The following is a 26,327-nucleotide window of genomic DNA, read 5'->3' on the forward strand; positions in this document are numbered from 1 at the left end:
ATAGGCGGCGGTGACCTCAGGAGGACCCGCTCGTTGGAGGTCCGTGGGCACACCTCTGCGTCAGCTCGTCCTCACCGCGTCCCTGGCCGCCGGCCTGGTCGTCACCGCGACCCAGCTGCCCGCGTCGGCGAACCGCACCGGCGACCTGCTGCGCAACTACGACGCCACCAAGACGAGGGTGCTCGAGGCCCGCCCGCACGTCGACCCGCCCGGCACGCGGCATCATGGTCTGGCGCACACCCACGACGACCCGCGCACGAAGAACTCCCTGTCGCGTTCGGCCGACGCGGCGACGGCCGTCGACCCGACCACGCCGGCGCAGAAGGCCGCGCACACGGCGTACGTCGCGCGCGAGCGCGCCCTCCCCGACCCGCCGCTGACGACGGTGCGGGTGATGCAGCCGCGGACCGAGGTGCCGGCCGACGTCTACGCCATGGCGAACGGCTGCTACCGGCTCGTGCCCGGCGGCGAGCCGTTGTTCTTCAAGCCGACCGGGCTCGGCACGTACCTGTTGTACGACGCGCAGCGACAGTTCGTGAGCACCACCGGGAAGGCGGCCGCACCCTCCGCAAGCACCGTCTGGTCGTCATCGAAGCGCAGCAACGGGTTCGTCTTCCGCAGCGGCACCACGCGGCTGTCCGTCGACGGGAGGACCGCCTTCGAGCCGCACGTGACGACCGGCTGCGCGCCGTACCCGGAGTCCCGGATCGACGTCAGCGGCCGCCCGCACGCCGGCGTGACGCCGTACCAGGAGGTGCGCGGGTACGTCGACGCGCACACCCACGGGATGGCCTTCGAGTTCCTCGGCGGTGACGCGCACTGCGGGCGGCCGTGGCACGAGTACGGCGCGCCGTACGCCCTCGTCGACTGCCCGGACCACACCGCGACCGGAGGCTTCGGCGGTGCCCTGGAGTCCGCGCTGTCGGGCAGGCCGCACCACGACCCGGTGGGCTGGCCGACGTTCAAGGACTGGCCGGCGCCGGACTCGCTGACCCACGAGGGCACGTACTACCGGTGGCTGGAGCGCTCCTGGCGCGGCGGCCAGCGGCTGTTCGTGAACCTCCTCGTCGAGAACGACCAGCTGTGCCGGCTCTACCCGCTGAAGCGGAACTCCTGCGACGACATGGACTCGATCCGCCTGCAGGCGCACGACATGTACGCGATGCAGGACTACATCGACGCCCAGTTCGGCGGCCCGGGCAAGGGCTTCTACCGGATCGTCCGCTCGCCGTTCGAGGCCCGGAAGGTCATCAACGCCGGGAAGATGGCGGTGGTGATGGGCATCGAGACGTCGGTGCCGTTCGGCTGCACGATGAAGCTCGATGTGCCGCAGTGCGACGTCGCCTCGATCGAGCGGCAGCTGGACGAGGTGAAGAAGCTCGGCGTGCGGCAGATGGAGCTGGTCAACAAGTTCGACAACGCGCTCGCGGGCGTCGCCGGCGACAACGGCGAGGTGGGGGTGGCCGTCAACGCCGCCAACTTCCTGGAGACCGGGTCGTTCTGGGACATGCGGCACTGCGATCCCCCGGACGCCGAGTCCCACGACCGCGACCAGCTGGCCGTTCCCGCCCTCCCGGACGGCCAGATCGACGGCTCGCAGCAGGACGCGCTCTTCGGGGCGGTGGCCGCCCTGGTCGGCGTCCCGAACCTCGCGCTTCCGATCTACGGGCCGCCGCACCACTGCAACTCGCGCGGCCTCACCACGCTCGGCGAGGCAACGATCGCGGGCCTCGCGCAGCGGCACATGATCCTCGACCCCGACCACATGAGCGTGAAGGCCCGGAACTCCGCCCTCGACCAGGTCGAGGCCCTCGGCTACCCCGGCGTCGTGTCCTCGCACTCGTGGTCCACGCCCGATGCCTACCCGCGGATCTACCGGCTCGGTGGCTTCATCACGCCGTACGCCGGCGACTCCACCGGCTTCGTGGACAAGTGGCGCGCCCACCTCGGCTGGGCGGATCCCCGCTACTACTGGGGCTTCGGTTACGGCGCGGACATGAACGGCCTCGGGGCGCAGGGCGACCCACGGGGTTCGTCGGCCCCAGCTCCCGTGATATACCCGTTCACCGGCCTGAACGGCGTACGCATCGGGAAGCAGCACGCCGGCGAGCGGGTCTACGACGTCAACGTCGACGGCGTGGCGCAGTACGGGCTGTACCCCGACTGGATCGAGGACATCCAGCACGTCGCCGGTCCCGACGGCCCGGCGCTGGCCGAGGACATGGCGCGCGGCGCCGAGGCGTACCTCCAGATGTGGGAGCGCGCGACCGGCATCGCCCCGGACTCCTGCCGCAACCCGTCGCTGCGTCAGCCCGTACCGACCTTGAAGTCGCTGGTGCGTCCGGGCATGTCGGTGCGGGCGGTGATGAGAGCCGTGGGCCAGCCGTACACGCGCATCGCGACCCGGGCGACGTTCTGCGCGCGCACGTCGACCGACCCCGACGTGCGGATGGTGGTCAGGTACGACGCGGGCGGCCACGTCGTGCATGTCGGCCGTCGCTGACGAGGCCTTCGATCACGCCTCGACGAAGCGGCGCGGTGACGTGATGCCTACTCCTGTGCCACCTGGAAGGCGAACAGCTTGAAGGTCCACGTGAAGTTGACGAACAGGCGTCCGTTGGCCACCGAGATGTCCGCGTTGCCGCCGTACTCGGTCCGCCGGATGAACCTCCACAGGACTGCTCCGGACCGGGTGTCGAGGGCGGTGACGGCTCTGTTCCTGGCCGAGGTGGCGTACACCACCCGACCAGCGACCGCGGGAGCACGGTCGTTGACGCCACCGAGGGCTGTGCGCCAGACCGCCGGACACAGAAGCGCGTCGCATCCTCTGGCCGAGAACGCGTTCATGTAGCCGTCGGAGTCGGTGACGTACACCCGTCCGTACGCTGCCGCCGCGGTGCTGGTGCCGGGCGTAAGGCTTCTGGAGCGCCAGGAGGGTTGGCAGGTCGACTCGCCGCACCCCGAGAGCGGGAACGCCACGAGCGTGCCGCCATCGGACCCGACGAAGACATGACCCGACGCCGCGATGACCGACGACCTGTGGATGGGACCGCCGGTCGCTCCTCGCCACAACGTCCGCCCGGTCACGGCGTCGAACGCGTAGAGGTACCCGTCGGTCGAGCCGACGTACACCGTGCCGCCGACCACCAGTGGTGACTGCGCCGATCCACCTGCCCACCCGGGGACGACACTCCTCCACAGGGGCCTCCCGGTCGCGGCCTCGAGGGCGTAGAGCGCCCCGTCCTTATCGGCTGCCACGTACAGCACGCCGTGTCGAACCGACGGGGAGCCCAGGGACCCATCGGTCATCTCGTAGCGCCACAACCGCTCGCCGGTGGCCGCGTCGAAGGCGTAGACCCCGCGACCCGTGTATCCCGTCGTCACGAAGACTCGACCGTCCGCCACCGCGGGAGCCGACTCCACCTTGCCGTCGGTGGTCGCCGTCCACAGGAGGCGACCGGTCCTCTCGTCGACCGCGTAGAGGTACGGGCAGTAGTTGCCGACGTACACCCGTCCGTCGGCGACGGTCGGCCCTGAGTAGCTGGTGCAGCCCGAGGGATTGTCGAACCGCCAGGCCACCCTGAGCCGCCCGACCGTGGCACGGGTGAGCTTCTTCTCGAACGGGTTGAACCCTTGGTGTCGTCCACCACGCTGGAACTCGGGCCAGTTCGCCGTGCCGGCCATCTGTCGGCCGGCACCCGTTGCTTGGCTCGGGACCGCCACCTGATCTGCGGAGGACGGCGCGGAGAGAGGTCCACCGGCGCTCGTCGGCTCCGTCGAGCCGGCCGCCCAGGCGGGGAACGCCATGACCAGGGCGACGACCGCAGCCGAGAGCCGAAGCCTCCCGGTTCCCGACCTCCGCGAGCTCAACGTCGTGCCGATACCCATGACGACCCCCTTCACGATCCGGCCACATGGCGGAAGGCGACCCGGACCCACCGCCCGCATCGCCGGCCCATGGCCAGACTCGCTCCTCACCGCTTCGACGATGAGAGGCCAACTTCCCCGTACGTCGGGCACTTGTGCCCTCGCCTGGTCCAGGCGCGCCGAGGTTCTCCACGGCATGAACCTGCGGGTCAGTGACGCGAAGGGCTCGCGGTGAGGGGCTCGGTCCAGGGGCGGCGTAGTCCTTGGCGGATCGCCTCGAGGCAGGCGTCGATCTTCGGGTCGCCGCGGCTGCTGGTGCGGGTGAGCACCCGGACGTAGCGGTACATCCGCGGCTGCAACGGGATCCCCGCGACGTTGCGCTCGTAGGCCGCGACGCTCGAGGGCAGGAGTGTGATCCCGGAACCCACAGCGACAAGGCGTGCCAGGACGTAGAGGCCGTCGAACTCCCAGCGCCGCCCCGGGGTGACCCCCAGGTCCGCGAGCCGCGCGTCGCCGGCGAGCCGCGAGACCTGTCCGGGTGGCGAGCTCAGCCAGGTCTCGGTCCGCACCAGCTCGCGCAGCGTCGCCGCCGAGATCGGCTTCTGGAAGTGGCTGACCGCCACGGGGTGGTCGGCGGGTACGGCGAGCACGATCGCTTCACGGTGCCCGCGTTGGGCCTGCAGCGGGCCGTGGGACACCAGCGCCTGCTCGCCCCACTCGTCGACGACCGCGATGTCGGTCGCCCGGTCCAGGAGGGCGGCCGAGGCCTCGGTGGAGTCGATCTGGAGGGCGACCACGTTGAGCTCGGGGTGCCGGCGCTGGAGCTCGGCCAGGTCCGGGGCTGCCGTCGCCGCCAGCCCCGGGATGAAGCTCACCCGGACCCGTCCGGCGATCGTGCCCGACCGAGCGCGCAGCCGGCCCTCGGCGGCCTCGACCGCGGCCAGGATCGTGGTGGCGTCCTCGACCAGCTCCCTGCCGGCGTCGGTGAGGCTGGCGCTGTGCGCGGTGCGTTCGATCAGTGGCAGCTGCGCCTCTCGCTCCAGGGCCGAGAGCTGCTGCGACACCGCGGACGGCGAGACGCCCAGCTCTTGCGCCGCGGCCGCAATGCTGCCGCGCACGGCAAACACAGAGAGGACTTCCAGACGGCGAAGATCGAGCATCAGATTCTCTTACTCCTGCCTGAACGATCGACGGCTTGGCCTGATGGTACTGCCGCACCCAGAATGATGCGTGTCACGAGAGAGCCTCGTGACCTACTCGAAGGATCTGATCAGCATGTCGACCCGCGCGCACGCGTCGAGGACCTCCAAGGTCGCGCTTCTCACTGCAGCACTGGGCCGGGCCTGGCACAGTGCGCGTCTCGCCGATCGTCAGGTCATGGAGATCCGCACCGACGTGAGCCGCTACGCCAGCTGAGGCGCTCCGGTCCACTCAGGCGCCGGGCTACCGGCACCGATCGCGCCGGCTGGCTGCCGATGCGACCGGCTCACCCGGACGCGGGGGCGCTCTCGGAGGAGACCCCCTGCCGAGGAAATGGGTCCTTGAAGACCTTCGGGAAGCGTTGCAAGTAGTTCTCGTGCTCCGGCCCCTGCTCCCAGAACACCCCTTCCGGGCTGATCCTGGTCGCCGTCCTCCCGGGCCAGTGGCCTGACGCGTCGACGTCACGGATCATCTCTTCGGCGACTCTCCGCTGCTCCGCGCTCGTGCAGAAGACCTCCGAGCGATAGATGGAACCGACGACGTCGCGGTCGAGGTCGGCTCGGTGAGCCTGGAAGAACACCTCCAGCAACCCCCGGTAGGAGAGGCGCTCAGGGTCGAAGACGACCTTGACGGTCTCCGCGTGACCGCCGTCGTGCTCTTCGGTCGGGTTCTCCCCATCACCACCCATCCACCCGGTCCGGGTGGAGATGACTCCCTGGGGGAGGGACAGCAGTGGCTGCATGATCCAGGCGCAGCCTCCGGCGAGATACGCAGTCTCCACGTCGTCGTCCATGGCGAACCCCAAGCGGTTGCGAGAGCCATCAACGTACTTCCGAGCGTGGGAGACGATCAACGGGCCAAGACCCCGTTGCTGCTCGGCTCGGAGGGTGACCGGCTACGGCGTGCACGGCACCGCACCCCCGAGCTCGCGCATGGACTCAGCGCACACCCAGGGGTAGCGTCGGCGTGTCTCGCGAGCCGAGGACGCGCCCATGGACGACAAGCTGGAGACGGCAGTGCTCGCTGGTGGCTGCTTCTGGGGGATGCAGGAGCTGATGCGCCGAAAACCCGGGGTGGTCTCCTCACGGGTCGGCTGGACCGGCGGGGACACTCCGGATCCGTCGGAGGAGAGTCCTGGTGCTCATGCCGAGGCGGTCGAGCTCGTCTTCGACCCGGATCTGACGTCGTTTCGCGAGATCCTGGAGCTCTTCTTCCAGATCCACGACCCGACGACGCTGAATCGTCAAGGAGACGACATCGGCACCGACTACCGATCCGCGATCTTCTACACCGACGAGACGCAACGGCGAGTCGCCGAGGAGACGATCGCCGAGGTCGACCGCTCGGGCCTGTGGCCCGGGAAGCTGGTCACGCGCCTCGAGCCCGCCCGGGAGTTCTGGGAGGCCGAAGCTGACGACCAGCTCTACCTCCAGCGCAACCCCGACGGTGAGACGTGCCACTTCCCCAGGCCCGGCTGGAAGCTTCCGCACCCCGCAGCAACCTCGTGAGGGGACTCGACCTGCGCCCCGTGCGGCACTCCTTGTGTTCCGTGCGTCCACTGACGCGGCGTTCCAGGGTGGCGCTCAGCCGACCGACGGTCAGCCGCGTTCCGGGTCAGCGGAGCGGACGGCACGGAGTTCGGGGACGACAGTGGTCATGACTTCCTCGAAGACAGCGTCCTCGTGGGTCGCGTGCGCATCCCAGTTCCGCGGCCAATAGAGCACGAACTCGTCGATCCCGATCGCCTGATAGCGCTCCACCATCTCCCGGAACCCGGACACCGAGGCCCATGGGGTCAGGGGTGGGTAGCACACGAGCGAGTGCCGGATCGACCGCACATCGCGTCCACGCGCCTCACACAACTCGGCGAGCAGCTCCGCGCGTTCGCGTGTCACCCGGTGGAACTGGTCCTCGGAGTCGATCCCGGACCCGCCCCATGAGTTCCAGCCGTCGGCGAACTCGGCTGCGATTCGCAACATCTTCGGCCCATGGGCGGCCACCGTGATCGGCGGCCGCGGGTGCTGCGGCGGGAGAGGGATCGTCTCGGCTTCCTCACAGCGGTAGAACTCACCCTCGTAGGTGGTGACCTCCTGCCGCAGCAGCAGGTCGGTGAGCTCGACGAACTCCCGGAATCGTCTCACCCTCTCACCCGGAGACCAGTCGACGCCGACCTGCGCCGCGCCAGCGGACGGGTCACCGACACCCAGGGCGAGCTCGACCCGACCGTTCGAGATGTGATCCACGGTCATCGTCGCCTTGGCCAACGTCACAGGGCTGCGGAAGTAGAGGCTCGAGATCAGCGTCCCCACCCGGATCGCCGATGTGCTCAGTGCCAGGTCCACCAGGGTGGCGGGACCGTCGAAGATGGGGTGTCGCTCACGGTCCGGCTCGACCACGGTGTCGACGTTCCACATCACGTCGAAGCCCAGCTCCTCGGCTCGTCTCCACCGCTCGCGCAGCTCGACCATCGGGAGGTGCTGGTACTGGTAAGCGCAGAATCGCAGCTCGGCCACGGGTGCATCCTCCTCGCGGTCGGTGTCTCATGACCACGCCCCAGCGCTGAGTACGCGCCGGCTGACGCGGGCGTCCGGAAGGCGAGCGGATCGATACCCCCGTTCGCACGCGGGATGGTCGTACGACGCGGGACACCGGCCCGCGCACCGCCTACTGGAGGGCGATGGCGGACCCGTAGATGTTCTGGTCGAACCCGCCCGCGTTGGGGCAGGTGTTGGGTCCCGCGACGCCGTTGGTGACGGTGACGCACATGTGGACGTCGAATCCGTCCTGCGCGCTCTCGCGGGGGTCGGTCCCGGGAGCCACATCACGGTTGTCGGTCCAGGCCATGTACCCGCGCAGTCCGGCGTCGGTGCTCACGAGCGACACCCAGTTGTAGTCGCCGAGGAACGGAACCGACCGCGCGTCGAACATCTCGTACTGCATCGGCTGCCGGACCGAGGACACCATCCCGAGCGGGGTGAAGGACGTGCCGTTCGTCGAGTACGCCGCGAACGTACCGACGGTGGCTCCACTAGAGGTGGCCGCCGGCGTGTTGCCGATCGGACGCTGCACCGAGTAGTCGGAGCCTCGGTCGTCCTGCCACACCGCGACCAGGGTGCCGTCCAAGGCGTCGACATCGGGGAAGAACTGATGGCCACTGCCTCCGGCATCATCGACCTTCACCGGGGGTCCCCAGTGCAGCCCGTCGTCCAGCGAACGGGTCACGTAGACCACACCGCGTCCGACTCGACCGGTTCCCGGGCCGGCGGAGTCGTAGGACGTCGTGCTGTCGGTGACCGTCGCGGGGTCGATCGCGTTGTAGGTCACGTACACGCCTGGGAGCCCGCCGGACTGGTCAGCCGTCACCCGCGGCTCCAAGGGAACCCGCGCGAACACGAATCCGCTCGGGCAGAGATCGGGGCCGTCCCCGCAGTCCCGGGCGATCGTGTCGAAGGGGAAGTAGCGGCTGAATGCGCCGACCTCCCCCTCCGTCGAGAAGGTTCGGCCACCGTTGCTGGACCGGGCGAAGCCCACCCCCTCGCGCGTGTGGGAGCTGGCCGTGTCCCGGTTGCCCCAGATGACGTACACGTCCCCATCCGCCTCGACGGCGATGTCACAGCCCTGGACGTCGGTGTCCGAGGACAGTCCGATCTCCTTCGAGAACGAGGCGCCGCCGTCGGTGGAGCGGCTGAAGTAGATCTTCGTGCGCCCGGCGCCGCCGGTGAAGCGCGACCAGCACACATAGATGTTGCCGTCGTCCTGGCCGCCCGTCCGGTCGATCTCCATCATGGGCTTGTCGGTGAACTGACCGGCAACCAGCGGTGGCGTGCCGCCCTTCCCGACCAGGGATGTGCGCTGGTAGTCGTACGGCAGGCCGCCGGCCGGCGTGCCGGCCCACGTCGTGACATAGATGAAGCTGTTCTGAGGGCGCGCGTCGCTGTAAGCGATCCCGGCCGTGTAGAGGTCCCCGTCGGAGTTGAAGGCGAGCAGCGGGTCGCTGCCGGAGTTCTGGCTGCCGAACAGCGGTGAGGCCTGCCCCTCGGCGCTGGTGTCCTGGGGGTAGCCCGGCGTCAGCGAGTCGACCCACGTCTCGCCCGAATCGGTGGAGAACCCCAGGCCCAGGAAGCCCCCGTTCATGTCACTGGTGCAGTACTCGTTCCAGGACGCGACGACGTGCGTCGGGTCTGTCGGGTCGACGGCGACCGCGGGCTCGTTGTTCTGCCTCTCACCGCCGCCGTCATTGGGGTCGAGGTCGTCTGCGGTGGCGGCGACGGGGACCGGACTGGTCGCGTCGCTGCTGCATTCCTGGATGGCGGCGTCCGTGCCGCCATCGTGTCGCACGTACGCCTGGTCACTGACCTTGTCGTCCGTGCCGTCGCTTCCGCCGGTGCTGACCGTCACCGCCTGGGCCGCCGCTGCAAGGGTGAGCGTGGTAGCCGTGGCGATCGCTACGACGATGGGTGTCCGCCGCATCATGAGACCTCCAGGATCCTGGTAGGAGCATTCCTCACGATGCTGGTCGAACCCTCGATCGCCCGCAAGACTCACCCCCAGGCTCGAGGCGGCCGTGCATCGCGCGGGCACTGCCGAGGCAAGCCCGCTTCATCCCCTCCCTGCGCCCCAGCCGAGCGGCGTCCCCACACCACCCAGCCGCCGAGCGCGCTCCCGCCCCGTGTCCCCCGTGGTCTCGCTAGCGCTGCCACCTCGTGCTCGCGGCGACGTCCTCGTCGCTGACGCCGTCGAACAGCTGCGCCTCCGAACGCCGGAGCGCGAGGATCGAGGCGGAGAGGTCGGACCCGAACGCCGACGTCACGACCGGGTCCGCCTCGAACGCGTCGGCGGCATCTGTCACGGTGCGAGGCAGCAGCCGAACGCCGCGCGCCTCGAGCTCGTCGGCCGACAGCACGGCCGGGTCGACGTCGACCGGATCGGGCAACCTGGACGACGACGACAGGCCGGCGAGCCCGGCGGCGATGAGGCCGGCGAACACGAGGTACGGGTTGGCGTGCAGGTCGAAGCACTTCACCTCGATGTTCGCCGCCGACGAGGACGCGCCCGGCGAGCCGGTCACCATCCGCACCGCGGCCTCGCGGTTCTCCAGCCCCCAGCAGGCGTACGTGCCGGCCCAGTGGCTGGGGAGGTGGCGCAGGTACGACGTCACACCGGGGGCGCCGACCGCCATCAGGGCCGGCAGGTGCGTGAGCACCCCGGCCGCGAACGCCTCGCCGTCCGGCGACAGCCCGAAGTGCTCGGCGGCCCCGCCCGCCATCAGGTTCGTGCCGTCGCGCCACAGCGAGACGTGCACGTGGCCGCCGTTGCCGACGCCGGGCACGGCGACCTTGGGGGAGAACGACGTGCGCAGCCCGTGCCGCGCGCCGACCCCGGCGATCACCGTCCGCACCAGCACGGAGGTGTCCGCGGCGGAGACCGGGTCCTCGGGCGCGACGGACAGCTCGAGCTGGCCCGGCGCGTACTCGGGGTGGAACTGCTCCACGGTCACGCCGGACTCCGCCAGCGCCGTGAGCACGTCGCGCGAGTAGTCGGAGGCGTCGACGAGACGCGCCATCCCGTACGCCGGCCCGCTGACACCGGGCACCAGGTCGTCGCCCGGTGCGGACGACACGACCCACTCGATCTCCACGGCTGCCTTCATCGTGATCCCGGACGCCTGCAGCGCCGAGACCAGCGACGAGAGCAGCAGCCGTCCGCACTGCGGGTGCGGGGAGCCGTCCTGCGCGTACCGGTCCGCGGGAGCCCAGGCCCACCCGGGCTGGGCGGCCAGCGGGACCACGCGCCGTACGTCGGGCATCATCCGGAGGTCGCCCACGGCCTCGCGCCCCTCGCCGGCGCCGACGATCCAGTCGTCGAAGCGGAACCGGTCGAAGGACACCGACGACCCGACCCCCCACGCGGCCAGGTGGGGCAGCCGCTCGAGCGGCACCGACTTCACCCGGGCCACTCCCGAGTTGTCCACGAAGGTCGTCGCCACGCCCACCACGCCGCGCTCCGAGAGGGGCCCGAGCAGGGTGGTGGCGAGCGTCGAACGGGCGTCCCGTTCGGTCTGGTCCAGGTCGGCGACGTGCTCCACACTCGCATCGTGACGCACTCGTACTCGGGCCAGAAGTCCCGCCCATCAGCAGGCCTGCGACGGGGACTCTCGATCTGGCAGGCCGTCGGCATCTCGGTGGCCCTGATGGCGCCGAGCATGGCGGCCAACATCAACCCGCAGGGCACCGCCGGCCTCGTCGGCCGGGCCACGCCCCTCGCGTTCTTCCTCGCGGCCGTGGCGGTGCTGCTGATCGCCTACGTCTTCGTCCGGCTGTGCCAGTACTACCAGCACGCCGGCTCGGTCTACGTCTTCGCCGGCGCCACCCTCGGCCCGCAGGCCGGCGCGACCGCGGGCCTCAGCCTGCTCGGCACGTACACGTTCTACGGCCTGGTCACGGCCAGTGCCTCCGGCGTCTTCGGGGCGCAGTTCCTCGACGACACCAACGTCTGGGACGACCAGCCGAGCTGGGCCGGGTTCGTGGTCGGGGGCCTGGCCCTCGTGCTGGTGCTCTGGCTCGCGATCGTGCCCGCCCGCCGCGCGACCACCACCCTGCTCGTCATCGAGGGCGTCACCGTGCTGCTGATCCTGGTCATCGCGCTGGTCGCGTTCATCAAGATGGCCGCCGGCTCCGCGCCGGGCGACGCGAGCCTCACGCTCGACGTCTTCAAGGTCGCCCCGGGCACCGACGCCTCGACACTCTTCCTCGGCATCATCTTCGGCCTGCTCTCGTTCGCCGGCTTCGAGGCCGCCGCGACGCTCGGCGAGGAGGCCCACGAACCACGCCGCGACATCCCGCGCGCGATCCTCGGCACCGCGATCTTCGGCGGCATCTACTTCACGTTCGTGACGGCCGTCGAGATGATGGCGTTCGGCACCGACGCCGGCGGGGTCGGTAGGTTCGTCCACTCGAGCGCCCTGATGGGCGACATCGGCACCGACTACATCGCGTCCTGGCTGGGCGAGACGGTCACCCTGGGAGCAGCGGTCAGCGCCTTCGCCTGCTGCCTCGCCTGCGTCGTCGGCGCGTCGAGGCTCCTGTACGCCGTGGCGCGCGACGCCAGCCCCGGCTCGGCCCTCAGCCGCACCGGACGCAACGACACCCCGGCCGCCGCCGCGGTCGTCGTCAGCGTCGCGATCGCCCTGATCGCCCTGGTCTGTGCGGTGTTCTTCGACGCCGTGCCGTTCGACACGTTCCTCTGGAGCGGCACGATCGGCACGCTGATCCTGCTCGTCGCCTACGTGCTGGCGACGGTCGGCTGCATCAAGCTGCTCTTCATCGACAAGAAGATGTCGGTGCCGACCTGGGAGATTGTGGTCCCCCTCGCCGCCCTGGTGATGCTCGGCTACACGATCTGGCGCAACGTGATCCCGTTCCCCGACGCCAACCCGGGCCGGGCCCTCGTGATCGTCGCCTTCGGGTGGGTGCTGCTCGTCGCGGTCCTGATGGTGGCGACGCCGGGACTCGCCCGCAAGCTGTCGGTCTCCCTCGAAGAAGCCGACCGGCACGCGTGAGCGACACGCTTCCGACGGCTGGGTACGTCACCGGGCCGGTCGTCGACCACCACTGCCACGGGCTCGTCCTGCGCGACCTCGACCGGCCGGCGTTCGAGGCGCTGATGAACGAGGGACCGGGCAGCGGCAGGTGGACCGGGTCACCGTTCGACTCGATGCTCGGCCTGGCGATCCGGCGTCACTGCGCTCCGCTGCTGGGGCTCGAGCCGCATGCGGACGCCGACACCTACCTCGGTCGCCGGCAGGCCCTCGGCCACGAGGAGGTGGCGCGGCGGATGCTCGGCGCGGCCGACATCGGCACGCTCCTCGTCGACACCGGCTTCCAGCCCGACGAGATCTGCTCGCCGGCCGAGGTCGCCGCCCTCGCGGGCGACACCACGCGCTCGCACCAGGTCATCCGGCTGGAGACCACGGCCCAGGACCTGCTGGCCGAGGGCACCGACCCGAAGGAGCTGCGCACGGCGGTCCGGCAGCGGCTGGCGGAGTCCGAGGCGGTCGCCGCCAAGAGCATCGCGGCGTACCGCTGCGGCCTGGACCTCCTCGACGGGCGCCCGACCGACATGGAGGTGGCGGCCGCCCTGCACCGGCAACGGCCGGCGGACGGCGAGACCTGGCGGATCACCGACCGCACGGTCGTCAGCGCCCTGGCGTGGACGGCCATCGAGGCCGGTCTCCCGCTGCAGCTGCACGTCGGGTACGGCGACAGCGACGTCGACCTGCTCGCCTGCGACCCGCTGCACCTGACGGCGTTCCTGCGGGCCACCCAGCGCTACGACGTCCCCGTGCTGCTGCTGCACAACTACCCGTTCCACCGCCACGCGGCGTACCTCGCCCAGGTCTTCGACCACGTCTTCATGGACGTGGGCCTGGCCGTCCACAACACCGGCGCCCTCTCGCGGCGGGTCATCGAGGACACGCTGGAGCTGGTGCCGTTCGGCAAGCTGCTGCACTCGTCCGACGCGTTCGGGCTGGCCGAGCTGTACTACCTCGGCACCGCGCTGTTCCGGCAAGGTCTGCACGACGTGCTCGAGGACCTGGTCATGCGCGACGAGCTGTCGGAGGCGGACGCGGCACGGATCGGCCGGCAGGTGGCCGCGGAGAACGCGACGCGGGCGTACGGCTTGGGCTCGGGCTGACACCGCCTGCAAGTTTCTGCAGGACGTATAGATGAGGGGTGTAGACCCTTGCCCCCCCACTCCGGATGCGCTGGAATCTGCGCGACCCGCACCGGGGATCGGCCCGGTGCTCTCTTCCAGGGAGTCTCATGAAGAAGCAACTCCTGGCTGCCGTCGCCGCGGCCGGCTGCGTCACCGCAGCCATCGCCGCCGGCACCGGCACCTCGCAGGCCGCGCCGAACCAGGCCGGCCCGCACCAGTCCCGGGCCGCCGCCATCGCCACCGCCCGGGCCAACGCCACGTTGCACGCCGGCGTCACGCGCGGACAGGGCGCGCGAGTCACCGACACCGTCCTCGACCGGTCGGGCAGCCACGTCCGCTTCGAGCGCACCTACCGGGGCCTCGAGGTGGTGGGCGGCGACTTCGTCGTGCACCAGAACACCGACGGCCGTTACACGTCGTACTCCGGCAAGCACCTCGCCCCGTTCACCCTCTCCACGCGCGCCACGGTCGCACCGCAGCGCGCGGCCCACCGCGCGACCGGCCTGGTCCACTACAGGGCCACGCGGTCCACCCCGCGCCTGGTCGTGCTGGCCACCGGCAAGTCCCCGCGGCTGGCCTGGAAGGTCACCGTCGAAGGGCGCCGCGCCGACGGCTCGCCCGCCGGCAAGTACGTGTTCGTCGGTGCCAGGTCCGGCCGCGTCCTCGCGAGCTGGCCGTCGGTGCTCAACGACACCGGCACGGGCAACAGCCTGACGCTGGGCCAGGTGCCGATCGACACCACGAACACCGGCTCGGGCTTCACGATGGTCGACCCCAACCGTGGCGGCAACGAGACCCACAACGGCCCCGCCACCGCCGCGCCGCTGTTCGCCGACGCGGACAACGTCTGGGGCAACGGCACGACGAGCGACCCGGCGACGGCCGGCGTCGACGCCCACTACGGCATCGCCAAGACCTGGGACTACTACCTCACCACCTTCAACCGTCGCGGCATCGCCAACGACGGCAAGGGCGCCCGCGCCTTCGTCCACGACGGTGCCTACGTCAACGCGTCCTGGAGCGACTCGTGCTTCTGCATGCGGTACGGCGACGGCGACGCCACGACGTACCCGTTGGTCGCCCTCGACATCGCCGGCCACGAGATGAGCCACGGCGTCACCAGCCGGTCGGCCAACCTCACCTACCGCGGTGAGTCCGGCGGCCTGAACGAGGCGACGTCGGACATCTTCGGCACCAACGTCGAGTGGTACGCGAACAACGCCAACGACGTCCCCGACTACGTGATCGGCGAGGAGATCTACCGGAGCTACAACCCGGCGACCAACTACGTGCGCCGGATGGACAACCCGGCACTCGACGGCGGCAGCCTCAGCTGCTACTCCCGGCGCGCGAAGTCGGTCGACGTGCACTACTCCTCGGGCATCGCCAACCACTTCTTCTACCTGCTGTCCGAGGGCAGCGGCGCGAAGTCGATCAACGGCATCGCCTACAACAGCCCGACCTGCAACGGCTCCACGATCACCGGAATCGGCCGGGACGCGGCGCAGCGGATCTGGTACTCCGCGCTGACCAGCTACATGACCTCCAGCACCAACTACGCCGGTGCCCGGGTCGCGACGATCAGCGCCTCCACCGCCCTGTACGGCGCCACCTCGGCGCAGACCAACGCCGTGCAGGCGGCCTGGTCGGCGGTCTCGGTCAACTAGCGCTGATGGTGGTCGAGCCCTTCGAGACGCCTCGTCTCGAAGGGCTCGACCACCTCACAAGTTACCGACGAGTAGGGCATTTCTCACGCCGGTCACCGGCTGACCTGGTCGACGACCCCCTCTAGGCTCGGGCAGTCACACGGCGTCTGACCGACAACCTGGAGTGCTCCTCGTGAACTGGGTCCTGCTGATCGGCCTGCTGCTCAACGTCATCGCCCTGCCGATCGTGGCCAGGCGCGTGGTGTTCCTCTACCGCCTGATCACCGCCGGCCAGCCCGCACCCGGTCGCATCGAGGGCGTCACCGGCCGGTTGGGGGCGACCCTGAAGCGGCAGCTGGTCGAGGTGTTCGGCCAGCGCAAGCTGCTCAAGTGGAGCCTGCCGGGCGCCGCGCACTTCTTCGTGTTCTGGGCGTTCGTGATCCTCGCCAGCGTCTACCTGGAGGCGTACGGCGCGCTGTTCGACTCGCACTTCGCGATCCCGCTGATCGGGCACTGGGCCCTGCTGGGCTTCCTCCAGGACTTCATCGCGCTGATGGCGCTGGCCGGCATCATCACCTTCGCGGTCATCCGCCTGCAGAACTCCCCTGAGCGGCTGGGCCGCAAGTCCCGCTTCAAGGGCTCGCACCTGGGCGGTGCCTGGGTCGTGCTCTTCATGATCTTCAACGTCATCTGGTCGCTGTTCCTGTTCCGCGGCGCGGCGTCGGCGCTGGGCAACCTGCCCTACAAGTCCGGCGCGTTCATGTCGATCGCCGTGGGGAACTGGCTCGACGGGTTGGACCACGGGACCGTGGAGTTCCTCGAGCACCTCGGCCTGCTGCTCCACATCGGCATCATGCTGGTGTTCCTGGTCGACGTGGTGCACTCCAAGCACCTGCACATCTTCGTCGCGCCGCTGAACGTCATGTTCGGCCGCTCGCCCCAGGCGCTGGGTGCGGTGGTGCCGATGAGGTCCGGCGGCAAGCCGGTGACCCTCGACGACATGGACGACCTCGACGAGGACGCCCGTCTCGGCGTCGGCGCCGTCGAGGACTTCACGTGGAAGGGCCTGCTCGACTTCGCGACCTGCACCGAGTGCGGTCGCTGCCAGTCGCAGTGCCCGGCCTGGAACACCGAGAAGCCGCTCTCGCCCAAGATGCTCATCCTCGACCTGCGCGACCACGCGTTCGCTAAGGCGCCGTACATCCTGGCCTCCGAGGGCGCCCGCGACGGGCTCTCGACCGCCGCAAAGGAGGAGGCCGCGCGCCCGCTCATCGCAGACGAGGCGGCGTACGGCGTCATCGACCCCGACGTCCTGTGGTCGTGCACGAACTGCGGCGCCTGCGTGAACCAGTGCCCCGTCGACATCGAGCACGTCGACCACATCATCGACATGCGCCGCTACCAGGTGCTCGTCGAGAACAACTTCCCCGCCGAGCTGAGCCAGCTGTTCCGCGGCCTGGAGGGCAAGGGCAACCCCTGGAACATGTCGGCGCAGGGCCGCCTCGACTGGGCCAAGGGCCTCGACTTCGAGGTCCCGGTCGTCGGCGACGACATCGAGTCGCTGGAGTCGGTGGACTGGCTGTTCTGGGTCGGCTGCGCCGGGGCCTACGAGGACCGCGCCAAGAAGACCACCCGCGCCGTCGCCGAGCTGCTCCACATCGCGGGCGTCTCGTTCGGCGTCCTGGGCAACGGCGAGACCTGCACCGGCGACCCCGCCCGGCGCGCCGGCAACGAGTTCGTCTACCAAGGCCTGGCGCAGGAGAACGTCGCGACGCTGACCGAGGCGAAGGTCAAGCAGGTCGTCACCACCTGCGCACACTGCTTCAACACGCTGAAGAACGAGTACAAGGACTTCGGCATCGAGCTCGAGGTCGTCCACCACACCCAGCTGCTCAACCGGCTCGTGCGCGAGGGCAAGCTGACGCCGGTCGCGTCCGGCGAGGGCGCCTCGAAGCGGTCGATCACCTACCACGACCCGTGCTTCCTCGGGCGCCACAACCAGGTCTACAGCCCGCCCCGCGAGCTGCTCCAGGTGCTGCCCGGGGCCGAGTACGTCGAGATGGAGCGGTCCCAGGAACGCTCCTTCTGCTGCGGCGCCGGCGGCGCCCGCATGTGGATGGAGGAGCGGATCGGGGAGCGGATCAACGAGAACCGCACCCGCGAGGCCGTCGGCACCGGCGCCGACCAGATCGCCGTCGGCTGCCCCTTCTGCCGCGTGATGCTGGACGACGGGCTGACCGCCGCGCAGTCGCGCGGCGAGGCCCGCGAGGAGGTCGAGGTCCTCGACGTCGCGCAGATGCTGCTCGCCTCGGTCAAGGGCGTCTCGGCGACGAAGGCACCGGTCGTGGCCGGCTCGGCCCCGGGCCCGTCCGCCCCGCCGGCCGCCGGTGAGTCCGAGTCGTCACCGACCGGCACGACGGACACCGAGGCGCCACCGGCCGTCCCGGACGACGCCGGCTCGCTGTTCGACACCCCGGCCCCGGTCCAGGAGAAGCCGGTCGAGGCCGAGCCCGCGGAGAAGGCGGGCGGCTCCCTCTTCGACGACGCCTCGTCGCTCTTCGACACTCCGGCTCCCGCCGAGGCCCCGAAGGCCGCGGAGCCCCCGCCCGAGGAGCCGAAGCCCGCGGGCGGGTCGCTCGTCGACGAGGGCACCTCGCTCTTCGACACCCCCGCCCCCGCGGCCGAGCCTGGGAAGACACCCGAGCCCGGGCCCGCCACCCCCGAGGAGAAGCCTGCCTCGGCGAAGATCGACGAGAGCGCGTCACTCTTCGACATCGGCGACGCGCCGGCTGCTCCTGCCGCTGAGCCGGAGCCCGAGCCCGAGCCCGAGCCGGAGCCCGAGCCGGAGCCGGCCGCGAAGGCCGAGCCCGCGAAGCCGGGCCTGGCCGGCAAGCTTCCCGACGACGTGTCCCTCTTCGACGTGGGGGACCCGGCCCCCAGCGCGGCCCCCAGCGCGGCAACCAGCGCGGCTCCGGATCCGGTGGCGCTGAGCCAGGCCGCCACCGCGGCCGCTTCCGGCGACCCGGACACCATCCTCGACGCCGACGACGAGCCGCGGCCTGACGAGCCGGAGCCCGCGGCGCCGCAGGCCGAGGCCAAGCCGAGGCCCGCCGACGGCAGGATCGACGAGGCCGGCTCCCTCTTCGACCTCTGACACCGATGACGTCACCGCGACACCGGGTGGGGTGCCCGAGGACGCGCACCAGGCGTCGCGGGGCACCCGACTCACCCGGGGATCAGGCCGCTGACCTGCGCAGACGCCGTACGATGCCACGTGACGCCGATCTGATGTCACCAATCGCTTGACATGACATCACTGTGATGTCATGCTGATGCACATGGACATCACCCCGTACGTCGACAGCCTGAAGCGGGACCTCATGGCCGCCGCCGAGGCCGCCGGTGACGAGGCGCGGAACACCGCCGAGCGGCTGACCTACGCCCTCGACCCCGCCGCCCGGCTCGCCCTGATGGAGGCCATCTCACAGGCCGCCGCCGAGATCACCGCCGAGCTGCCCAGTGGCGGCGTCGACGTCCGGCTCGACGGCCGCGACCTCGACTTCGTCGTGCACGCGCCGAGCGCCGCGCCGGCCCCGCCGGCTCCTCCCGCACCGCCGATGCCCGGCGAGGACGACGAGGAGGGCGGCCTGGCCCGGATCACGCTCCGCATCCCGGAGTCGGTCAAGACCAGGGCCGAGGAGATGGCGGCCCGGTCCGGCCAGTCGCTCAACACCTGGCTGGTCAACGTCGTCCGTTCCGCCACCCGCGAGGGCGCGATCAACGTCGACATCGACCTCTCGAGCATCCCGTTCTTCGGCAACGACCCCTTCGGGGGCGGCAAGCAGCGCGGCAACCGCCGCATGACCGGCTGGCTCTAGACCTCCGGCCCCACCACCACTCACCCACCCTGCGACAGCCGCACTCGGCTGGTCCCGCGGACGAACACACCCTGGAGACACCATGGAGATCCACGAGTTCGAGACCCACGAGCCGGTCGACCTGTACGTCGAGATCGGCAAGGGCAACGTCCACGTCACCGCGTCCGACACCACGGCCACGACCGTCGAGGTCGAGGGTCGCGAGCCCGAGAAGGTCGAGGTCCGCCAGGACGGCCGCCAGATCAGCGTCATCGGTCCCAAGAGCAACCGGGGGCTGTTCGGCGGCGAGCCGCAGTACGAGATCACGATCAGCCTGCCGACCCGCAGCAACGCGGTCGTCAAGACCGGGAGCGCCGACGTCCAGCTCGACGGCACCTTCGGGCACGGCCAGGTCAAGAGCGGTTCCGGCGACGTCACCCTCGACACCTTCGAGGCCCCGGTGATCGTCGAGACCGGCTCCGGCGACATCGCCATCACGCGGGCCGGCGCCGAGCTCCGCATCAAGAGCGGCTCCGGCGACGTGAACGTCGAGCAGGTGCAGGGCACCTCTTCGGTGTCCACCGGCTCCGGCGACGTCCAGCTCGGCACGACGCACGCACCGACCGTCGTGAAGACCGGTTCGGGCGACCTGGAGATCGGCCGCGCCGGCGACGGCGTCTCGATGTCGACCGGCAGCGGTGACATGCGGATCCGCAACGCCACCAAGGGCAAGCTCAGCGCCAAGGGCGCCTCGGGCGACGTGCTCATCGGCATCCCGGCCGGCGTCCCGGTGTGGACGGACCTCACCACCGTCAGCGGGGACATCAGCTCCGACCTCCAGGGCGCCGGCCAGCCCGAGCCCGGCGCGGACTACATCGAGCTGCGGGCGAAGACCGTCAGCGGCGACATCCACCTCAGCGAAGTCTGACCACCACCAACCCAGACCCACGAAACCAAGGAGACAACAGCCATGTCGAACAGCCTGGTCCTCAACGAGCAGCTGACCCACCACCTCATCAAGGAGCGCGTGGCGCGGGCCGCAGAGCCCCACATCCACACCGGCTCCCGCCGCCACCGGCTGGCGCAGAGCATGCACCGCTGGGCCAACCGCCTGGACAAGTGAGCCGCAGCCCGACCTGACCCGCCCGGATCCACCGGGCGGGTCAGTGCTGTGTGCGGCCTACCTGCCCGGCGTGATGTCGGTGCGGTGGAAGCTCTGGAAGGAGCGCGACGGGGTCGGGCCGCGCTGGCCCTGGTACCGCGACCCGTACTTCTCCGAGCCGTACGGGTGCTGCGACGGCGAGGACAGCCGGAAGAAGCAGAACTGCCCGATCTTCATGCCCGGGTACAGCTTGATCGGCAGCGTCGCCACGTTCGCGAGCTCGAGCGTGACGTGCCCGGAGAACCCCGGGTCGACGAAGCCGGCCGTCGCGTGGGTCAGCAGCCCGAGCCGGCCGAGCGACGACTTGCCCTCGACGCGCGCGGCGATGTCGTCGGGTAGCGTGACGACCTCGTACGTCGACCCCAGCACGAACTCGCCCGGGTGCAGGATGAACGGCTCGTCGCCCTCCGGCTCCACCTCGCGGGTCAGGTCGGACTGGTCGGCGGCTGGGTCGATGTGCGGGTACCGGTGGTTCTCGAACACCCGGAAGAACCGGTCCAGCCGCACGTCGATGGACGACGGCTGCATCATCGCCGCGTCGTACGGCTCCATCCGGATCCGGCCCGCGTCGAGCTCGGCCAGGATGTCGCGGTCGGAGAGCAGCACGACGGAACCCTAGCCTCCGCTGGTCGAGGAGGTCGCGCAGCGACCGTCACGAGACCCAGCAACGTCGCGGATCTCCGTACCGGGTCTCGTGACGGGCCTTGACGGCCCTCCTCGACCAGCGATCTAGGCTCCACAGGTGCCCTTCCACCGCTACGTCGCGCTCGGCGACTCCTTCGCCGAGGGCGTCGGCGACCCCGAGCCCTCCGCCCCGAACGGCCTGCGCGGCTGGGCCGACCGCGTCGCCGCCGTGCTCGCCGAGCAGTCGCCCGACTTCACCTACGCCAACCTCGCCGTCCGCGGCCGCAAGCTCGACGGCGTGCTGGCCGAGCAGATCGAGCCCGCGGTCGCGCTCGAGCCGGACCTGGTCACGATCTACGCCGGCGCCAACGACATCATGCGGCCCAAGGTCGACATCGACGCGCTGGTCGAGAAGTACGACGCGGCGCTCGGCAAGCTCGCGGCCACCGGCGCCCGGATGCTGGTGTTCACGGCGTTCGACCCCGGCGGCTCGGCGATCTACCGGCCGCTGCGCGGACGGTTCGCGCTGTACAACGAGATGGTGCGCTGGGCCGCCGACCGGCACGGCGCGACCATCGTCGACTTCTGGCGGTTCCGGGTGCTGCGGGACTGGCGGTACTGGGACGAGGACCGCCTCCACCTCGGCCCCGCGGGCCACCAGTTCATCGCGATCCAGGTGCTCGACCTCCTCGGCGTCCCGCACGGCGTCGACCAGCCCGACCTGCCGCCGGAGGTGGTGCTGACCCGCGGCGGCCGGTACCGCGCCAACGCCGCCTGGACCCGCACCCACCTGGTCCCGTGGGTGCAGCGCCGGCTGACCGGCCGGTCGAGCGGCGACGCGATCCGCCCGAAGCGTCCCGAGCTCGGGCCGTTCGCCTGAGGCTCGTGAGGTGGAGCGGATGACGAGGCTCGAACTCGCGACATCGACCTTGGGAAGGTCGCGCTCTACCAACTGAGCTACATCCGCATGCCGGTCAGACCGGCAGAGGAATGGTAGCCGGTCCCTCGCGGCGACTTGACCCCTGCCTGGAGGGTGTGGACAGTGTGACTGGTGTGACTCCCGTCAACCCCTGAGGTCTCTTCCCCGATGTCTCGTCCTCGCCTGTTCCTGCTGGGTGCTGCCCTGCTGGTGCTGCTGCTCGCCCTGACCCCGCTGGTCCCGCGCGGGGCGGAGGACGACGGTCTGCGCCCCTCCGGCCGCGACGACGGCTGGAGGCTGTCCACCTCGCCCGGAGCGGGACGGGTCACGCGGGCGATGCGCGCCGAGATCGACCGCGTCGTGGAGGCCGCGCGCGCGACGCCACTCTCCACCGTCAAGCAGCCCGCCGCCCGGCTCGTCGAGTCGCAGGTGCGCTGCGCGGACCTGGACGGCCAGACCTACTGCCTCGGCATCGGCTGGACCGACAGCACGCAGGCCCAGGTGCGGGCGCGGATGCAGGTGGCCGCCCGCACCGCGCGGACCACGTCGACCGAGACGACCGGTGACCTCGACGCCCTCGATGCGCTGCGGCGTACGGCGTCCATGTCACCGGCCGCCCGGGCCGGGGCCGATCGGCGCGAGCTGACGCTGGCCGCGCGGTCGGTGGCCAAGGTGTGGGTGCTGCGCCACGAGATCCAGGGCGTGCCGCTGCCCGATGACTTCCTCCAGAAGCATCCCGAGGCCCGCGCGGCGGGACCGGCGCTCCAGCCGCAGGCCGACTTCACCGCGCCGCCGTGCGACTGCTCGCCGCCACCGACGCCCACGCCGTCCCCGACCGCGACGCCCACGCCGGAGAAGACGATCGCCGACTACCCCGTCGAGGCCACCATCCTCGACCCCGCGGAGACGGCCGAGCAGACCCGCACGTACTGGTGCGGCCCGACGTCGATGCAGATGATCGCCTGGGGCTGGAAGCACGTCGACAAGGGCCAGGACTATTGGGCCGGCAAGCTCGGCACGACCAGCGCCGGCACGTCGATCGTCGACATGGTGCGGGTGACCAACGGCAACACCGGTTGGGACCTCCCGAGCCACGCCGGCAAGTACGTCGTGCTCGACGTCGGCGACTTCACCTTCCAGCAGTGGCTGCTGCTGAACATGAAGCACGTCGTCGACTACACGGCCCCGCTGATCTACCACCCCATCCTGCTCAAGCAGTTCTACCCGTACCTCGACGACGACGCCTCCGGGCACTACCAGGTCGGCCGCGGGTACATGGAGCGCGAGGGCAAGCCCACCGAGGTCAGCTACTTCGAGCCCTGGAACCAGCAGCGGTTCGACCCCTCGGAGCCGTTCATCAGCCGGGTGCAGTGGCGCGACGCCTACCGCAGCTACCGCGCGAACCTCGCCCACCCGGCCCACGACATCGGGGTCTGATGAGGCACCTCGTGGTCGTCGCGGCCGGCGTGCTCGCGCTCGCCGGGTGTACGTCGACCGACGACTCGTCATCGACGCCCGAGCCGTCGCCGGAGCCGCCGACCTCGTCGTCCGGCACGTCCGCCCCGACGAGTGGGTCGCCGAGCCCGACGAAGGACCCGTCCACGCCCGTCACCCCGCTCGACTGGAAGCGCGTGCCCGGTCCCGTCGACGACACCGTGACCCGCAGCAGCACCTGGACCGTCACGGTGACCAAGGACAGGAGCGAGGCCCGCATCGAGGGCCCCGAGTCGCTGGGCCTCGGCTCGGGCGGCCGGACCGCGGTCTCGACGGTGCTCGTCGACCAGCAGCGGGTGGTCGTGGTCATGGAGGACGAGCACGCCGAGCGCGGGGACGAGGCCACGATCATCGACTCCTCGGGTGGCACCGCGACGCTCGACGGGACGTCGTTCCCGCCGACCACGACCGGCGGGACGTGGGCCATGGGCCAGGACACGCTGGTGCACGCCACCGTGATCAACGACGGCGCCTACTGCCTGGCGACCGTGAGCCTCGAGAGCGGGCAGGGAGACGCCCCCTGGTGCGCCGAGCCGCGGCACGGCTTCCGCGGCGCGGTCATCAGCGACGCCGGCCTCTCCGTGATGTCCTTCGACGACCGGCGACCCGTCTCGTGCGCGACCTTGCTGGCGGTCGACGGCAGCACGGCGACACCGTTCGAGGGCGTGACCGACTGCCAGGGCTGGGACGCGATGCGGCTCGGTGACGGCGAGGTCTGGTCCGAGGTGCCCGACCCGAAGCGCAACGAGGAGGCCGAGATCCACGGCCGCCTCGACGGGCAGGTCCTCGACCTCGGAGCGGCCACGACCGGCACCCTCACGTACTGCGCCGGGTCGGCGTACTTCGTCCGCGACCCCCAGGCCGACGACGACCCCGCGCGGCTGGTCCGCGTCGACCCGCACGGCGCGACCACGGTCGTCTACGAGTCCGGGAGCCGCGGCAACGCGTTCCTCTCCGCACCGCGCTGCGGCGGCGACGCCATCACGATCACCAGCTACGGGGACCAGGGCGACGAGCAGGTGACCGCCGACCTAGGCTGACGCGGGTGAGCGACTTCCAGGGCTTCCCCGTCGCGGCCCTCGACTTCTACGACGACCTGGAGGTCGACAACACCAAGTCGTACTGGGAGAAGCACAAGGCGACGTACGACGCCGACGTCAAGGCGCCGATGACCGCGCTCGTGTCGGCGCTGGCCCCGGAGTTCGCGCTGGATCGCCAGTCCTACAAGGTGTTCCGGCCCTACCGCGACGTTCGCTTCGCCAAGGACAAGACGCCGTACAAGACCAACCAGGGCGCCTACGTCGCGGTCGCGCCCGCGACGGGTTGGTACGTCGAGATCTCGGCCCGCGGGGTCCGCACCGGCGGTGGCTGCTACGACATGGGCGGTCCGCGGCTGGCGGCGTACCGCGACGCCGTCGCCGACGACAAGACCGGCGCACAGCTGACCCGGATCACGACCAAGCTCACCAAGGCCGGCTTCGAGCTCGGCGGCGAGGCGCTCAAGACCACGCCGCGCGGGTACGACAAGGACCACAAGCGCGTCGACCTGCTCCGGCACAAGTCGCTGCACGCCGGCAGGTCCTACGGTTTCGAGAAGGTCATCCACACCGCGGCGCTGCTGGACGAGGTGCGGGCGGACTGGCGCGCGCTGCGTCCGCTCATCGAGTGGCTCGCCCGCACCTCCGCCGAATAACCGTTTCCGTCTCGGCCCGGGCCTACCTAGCCTCGTTGCTCGTGGACATCCGACTGCTCGACGACGCGGCCATCGCCGATGACGCGCTCATGCGCGAGTGGTACGACGTCACCCGTCGCGCCGAGCTGCTCGGGCGCGAGCACATGCCGTTCTGGTCCTTCCGGGAGTTCCTCGGCGCCTTCCGCTCACCCGACAGCGGCGAGCGGCACGAGATGTACGCCGCGTACGACGGCGACGTCATCGTCGGCGCCCTCGTGATCTGGTTCCCGCTCGCGGACAACACCGAGAAGGCCTACGTCAACCTCGCTGTCGACGTCCCCTACCGCCGCCGTGGCATCGGCCGCGCGCTCCTCGCCCGGGCCGAGGAGAGCGCCCGGTCGGACAACCGCTCGGTGCTGCTGACCAGCACGCAGGTGCCGTTCGAGGAGCGACGCGAGCACGGGCACGAACGGTTCGCCGAGGCCTGCGGCTACACCTGGTCGATCGACGAGATCCTCCGCCACCTGACCCTGCCCGTGCCCGACGACGCCATCCAGGGCTGGATCGACGCCGCCGCGCCCAAGCACGAGGGCTACACCATCGAGACCTTCGTCGGCGGTGTCCCGGCCGACCTCGTCGACGGCCTCTGCCTGCTGGTCGGCCAGCTCGCCGTCGACGCACCGACGGGTGCGGTCGACTTCGAGGAGGAGGTCATCGACGCGCAGCGGTACGCCGAGATGATGGACGGCGTGAAGTCCATGGGACGGGTCACCTACGAGACCGTGGCCCTCACCCCGGACCGGCAGGTCGTCGCCCAGTCCACCCTCGCCCTGTCGACCGAGGGCGACCCGGTGGTCTTCCAGTGGGGCACGTTCGTGCACCGCGAGCACCGCGGCCACTCCCTCGGCCTGGCCACCAAGGCCGTCAACCTGCGCGCCGTGCAGTCCGCGCGCGACGACCTCACCCTCGTGACCACGCAGAACGCCGAGACCAACGACTACATGGTCTCGATCAACGAGCGGATGGGCTTCACGCCCATCGAGGTCTCCGCCGAGTTCGTCAAGCGCCTCTGACGGCTCCCGGCCCTCCTCGACCAGGGGTGGCTCCACCCCAAGGGGCAGTGTCGCCCCGAACGGCGGCGGGTCTAGGTTGCCAGCGAGAGCAGCCTCAC

General features: G+C 70.6%; 22 protein-coding genes and 1 tRNA gene. 15 read left to right on the forward strand and 8 right to left on the reverse strand.

Annotation, left to right across the window (positions count from 1 at the left end; genetic code table 11):
- Positions 1-43 precede the first annotated feature (43 nt).
- On the forward strand, positions 44-2,503 hold the full coding sequence (locus ISU07_RS01340) for an amidohydrolase family protein (RefSeq protein WP_194704949.1): 2,460 nt from the start codon (positions 44-46) through the stop codon (positions 2,501-2,503).
- 47 nt (positions 2,504-2,550) lie between these two features.
- On the opposite strand, the gene ISU07_RS01345 is transcribed toward ISU07_RS01340, so the two are convergent.
- Both ISU07_RS01345 and ISU07_RS01350 read right to left on the reverse strand, forming a co-directional pair.
- Positions 2,551-3,684, reverse strand: a complete 1,134-nt coding sequence (locus ISU07_RS01345; protein WP_194704950.1) for an outer membrane protein assembly factor BamB family protein — start codon at positions 3,682-3,684, stop codon at positions 2,551-2,553.
- A 392-nt stretch (positions 3,685-4,076) separates the two neighbouring features.
- A complete protein-coding gene (locus tag ISU07_RS01350) occupies positions 4,077-5,027 on the reverse strand; it encodes a LysR family transcriptional regulator (RefSeq protein WP_194704951.1) in 951 nt (316 codons plus the stop codon).
- 88 nt (positions 5,028-5,115) lie between these two features.
- Here ISU07_RS01350 and ISU07_RS01355 point away from each other — a divergent pair, with 88 nt between their 5' ends.
- Positions 5,116-5,283 carry a hypothetical protein gene (locus ISU07_RS01355; RefSeq protein ID WP_194704952.1) on the forward strand — a complete coding sequence of 56 codons (168 nt, stop codon included), beginning with the start codon at positions 5,116-5,118 and terminating at the stop codon, positions 5,281-5,283.
- A gap of 70 nt (positions 5,284-5,353) precedes the next feature.
- Here ISU07_RS01355 and ISU07_RS01360 read toward each other — a convergent pair whose 3' ends face one another.
- Complete coding sequence (locus ISU07_RS01360; protein WP_194704953.1) at positions 5,354-5,860, reverse strand: peptide-methionine (S)-S-oxide reductase MsrA; 507 nt, start codon at positions 5,858-5,860, stop codon at positions 5,354-5,356.
- Positions 5,861-6,059: 199 nt separating this feature from the next.
- On the opposite strand from ISU07_RS01360, the gene msrA reads away from it, so the two are divergent.
- Positions 6,060-6,575 carry a peptide-methionine (S)-S-oxide reductase MsrA gene (gene msrA / locus ISU07_RS01365; RefSeq protein WP_194704954.1) on the forward strand — a complete coding sequence of 172 codons (516 nt, stop codon included), beginning with the start codon at positions 6,060-6,062 and terminating at the stop codon, positions 6,573-6,575.
- 90 nt (positions 6,576-6,665) lie between these two features.
- Here the strand turns inward: msrA and ISU07_RS01370 are convergent, their stop codons facing one another.
- From ISU07_RS01370 to ISU07_RS01380, 3 genes are all read right to left on the reverse strand, one after another.
- Positions 6,666-7,580 carry an LLM class flavin-dependent oxidoreductase gene (locus tag ISU07_RS01370; protein WP_194704955.1) on the reverse strand — a complete coding sequence of 305 codons (915 nt, stop codon included), beginning with the start codon at positions 7,578-7,580 and terminating at the stop codon, positions 6,666-6,668.
- Between the two features lie 151 nt (positions 7,581-7,731).
- Entirely contained in the window at positions 7,732-9,537 is a 1,806-nt protein-coding gene (locus ISU07_RS01375; protein ID WP_194704956.1) for a sialidase family protein, read from the reverse strand.
- A 217-nt stretch (positions 9,538-9,754) separates the two neighbouring features.
- Positions 9,755-11,152, reverse strand: coding sequence for a glutamine synthetase family protein (locus tag ISU07_RS01380; protein ID WP_323742357.1), 1,398 nt, complete (start codon positions 11,150-11,152; stop codon positions 9,755-9,757).
- A gap of 9 nt (positions 11,153-11,161) precedes the next feature.
- Here ISU07_RS01380 and ISU07_RS01385 point away from each other — a divergent pair, with 9 nt between their 5' ends.
- The 7 genes from ISU07_RS01385 (at position 11,162) to ISU07_RS01415 (ending at position 20,408) form a co-directional block, all read left to right on the forward strand.
- The gene (locus ISU07_RS01385) at positions 11,162-12,625 is read left to right on the forward strand and encodes an APC family permease (protein WP_323742358.1); all 1,464 of its coding nucleotides are present in this window, start codon (positions 11,162-11,164) and stop codon (positions 12,623-12,625) included.
- The gene (locus ISU07_RS01390) at positions 12,622-13,761 is read left to right on the forward strand and encodes an amidohydrolase family protein (RefSeq protein ID WP_194704958.1); all 1,140 of its coding nucleotides are present in this window, start codon (positions 12,622-12,624) and stop codon (positions 13,759-13,761) included. The genes ISU07_RS01385 and ISU07_RS01390 overlap by 4 nt, the downstream gene beginning before the upstream one ends.
- A gap of 128 nt (positions 13,762-13,889) precedes the next feature.
- Positions 13,890-15,449 carry a M4 family metallopeptidase gene (locus ISU07_RS01395; RefSeq protein ID WP_194704959.1) on the forward strand — a complete coding sequence of 520 codons (1,560 nt, stop codon included), beginning with the start codon at positions 13,890-13,892 and terminating at the stop codon, positions 15,447-15,449.
- 172 nt (positions 15,450-15,621) lie between these two features.
- Positions 15,622-18,582: a (Fe-S)-binding protein gene (locus ISU07_RS01400; RefSeq protein ID WP_194704960.1), complete on the forward strand. Its 2,961-nt coding sequence runs from the start codon at positions 15,622-15,624 to the stop codon at positions 18,580-18,582.
- A 172-nt stretch (positions 18,583-18,754) separates the two neighbouring features.
- Positions 18,755-19,306 carry a toxin-antitoxin system HicB family antitoxin gene (locus ISU07_RS01405; protein WP_228521079.1) on the forward strand — a complete coding sequence of 184 codons (552 nt, stop codon included), beginning with the start codon at positions 18,755-18,757 and terminating at the stop codon, positions 19,304-19,306.
- An 82-nt stretch (positions 19,307-19,388) separates the two neighbouring features.
- Positions 19,389-20,213 (forward strand): DUF4097 family beta strand repeat-containing protein, encoded by an 825-nt coding sequence (locus ISU07_RS01410; protein WP_194704961.1) that lies wholly within the window; start codon positions 19,389-19,391, stop codon positions 20,211-20,213.
- Positions 20,214-20,255: 42 nt separating this feature from the next.
- A complete protein-coding gene (locus ISU07_RS01415) occupies positions 20,256-20,408 on the forward strand; it encodes a hypothetical protein (protein ID WP_194704962.1) in 153 nt (50 codons plus the stop codon).
- A 57-nt stretch (positions 20,409-20,465) separates the two neighbouring features.
- Here the strand turns inward: ISU07_RS01415 and dcd are convergent, their stop codons facing one another.
- Positions 20,466-21,053: a dCTP deaminase gene (dcd, locus tag ISU07_RS01420; RefSeq protein WP_194704963.1), complete on the reverse strand. Its 588-nt coding sequence runs from the start codon at positions 21,051-21,053 to the stop codon at positions 20,466-20,468.
- Between the two features lie 136 nt (positions 21,054-21,189).
- Here dcd and ISU07_RS01425 point away from each other — a divergent pair, with 136 nt between their 5' ends.
- Complete coding sequence (locus ISU07_RS01425; RefSeq protein ID WP_194704964.1) at positions 21,190-21,951, forward strand: SGNH/GDSL hydrolase family protein; 762 nt, start codon at positions 21,190-21,192, stop codon at positions 21,949-21,951.
- An 11-nt stretch (positions 21,952-21,962) separates the two neighbouring features.
- On the opposite strand, the gene ISU07_RS01430 is transcribed toward ISU07_RS01425, so the two are convergent.
- Positions 21,963-22,038 (reverse strand) — tRNA-Gly (locus ISU07_RS01430).
- A gap of 120 nt (positions 22,039-22,158) precedes the next feature.
- On the opposite strand from ISU07_RS01430, the gene ISU07_RS01435 reads away from it, so the two are divergent.
- From ISU07_RS01435 to ISU07_RS01450, 4 genes are read left to right on the forward strand one after another with little or no spacing between them, the layout of a single operon-like run.
- Positions 22,159-23,427, forward strand: coding sequence for a C39 family peptidase (locus tag ISU07_RS01435; RefSeq protein ID WP_194704965.1), 1,269 nt, complete (start codon positions 22,159-22,161; stop codon positions 23,425-23,427).
- Complete coding sequence (locus ISU07_RS01440) at positions 23,427-24,524, forward strand: hypothetical protein (RefSeq protein ID WP_194704966.1); 1,098 nt, start codon at positions 23,427-23,429, stop codon at positions 24,522-24,524. The genes ISU07_RS01435 and ISU07_RS01440 overlap by 1 nt, the downstream gene beginning before the upstream one ends.
- A 5-nt stretch (positions 24,525-24,529) precedes the next feature.
- Positions 24,530-25,177, forward strand: a complete 648-nt coding sequence (locus ISU07_RS01445) for a DUF2461 domain-containing protein (RefSeq protein WP_194704967.1) — start codon at positions 24,530-24,532, stop codon at positions 25,175-25,177.
- A 41-nt stretch (positions 25,178-25,218) separates the two neighbouring features.
- The gene (locus tag ISU07_RS01450) at positions 25,219-26,229 is read left to right on the forward strand and encodes a GNAT family N-acetyltransferase (protein ID WP_194704968.1); all 1,011 of its coding nucleotides are present in this window, start codon (positions 25,219-25,221) and stop codon (positions 26,227-26,229) included.
- The last annotated feature ends 98 nt before the right edge of the window (positions 26,230-26,327 follow it).

The organism is Nocardioides islandensis, assembly GCF_015352455.1.
GTDB classification, from domain to species: Bacteria; Actinomycetota; Actinomycetes; order Propionibacteriales; family Nocardioidaceae; genus Nocardioides; species Nocardioides islandensis.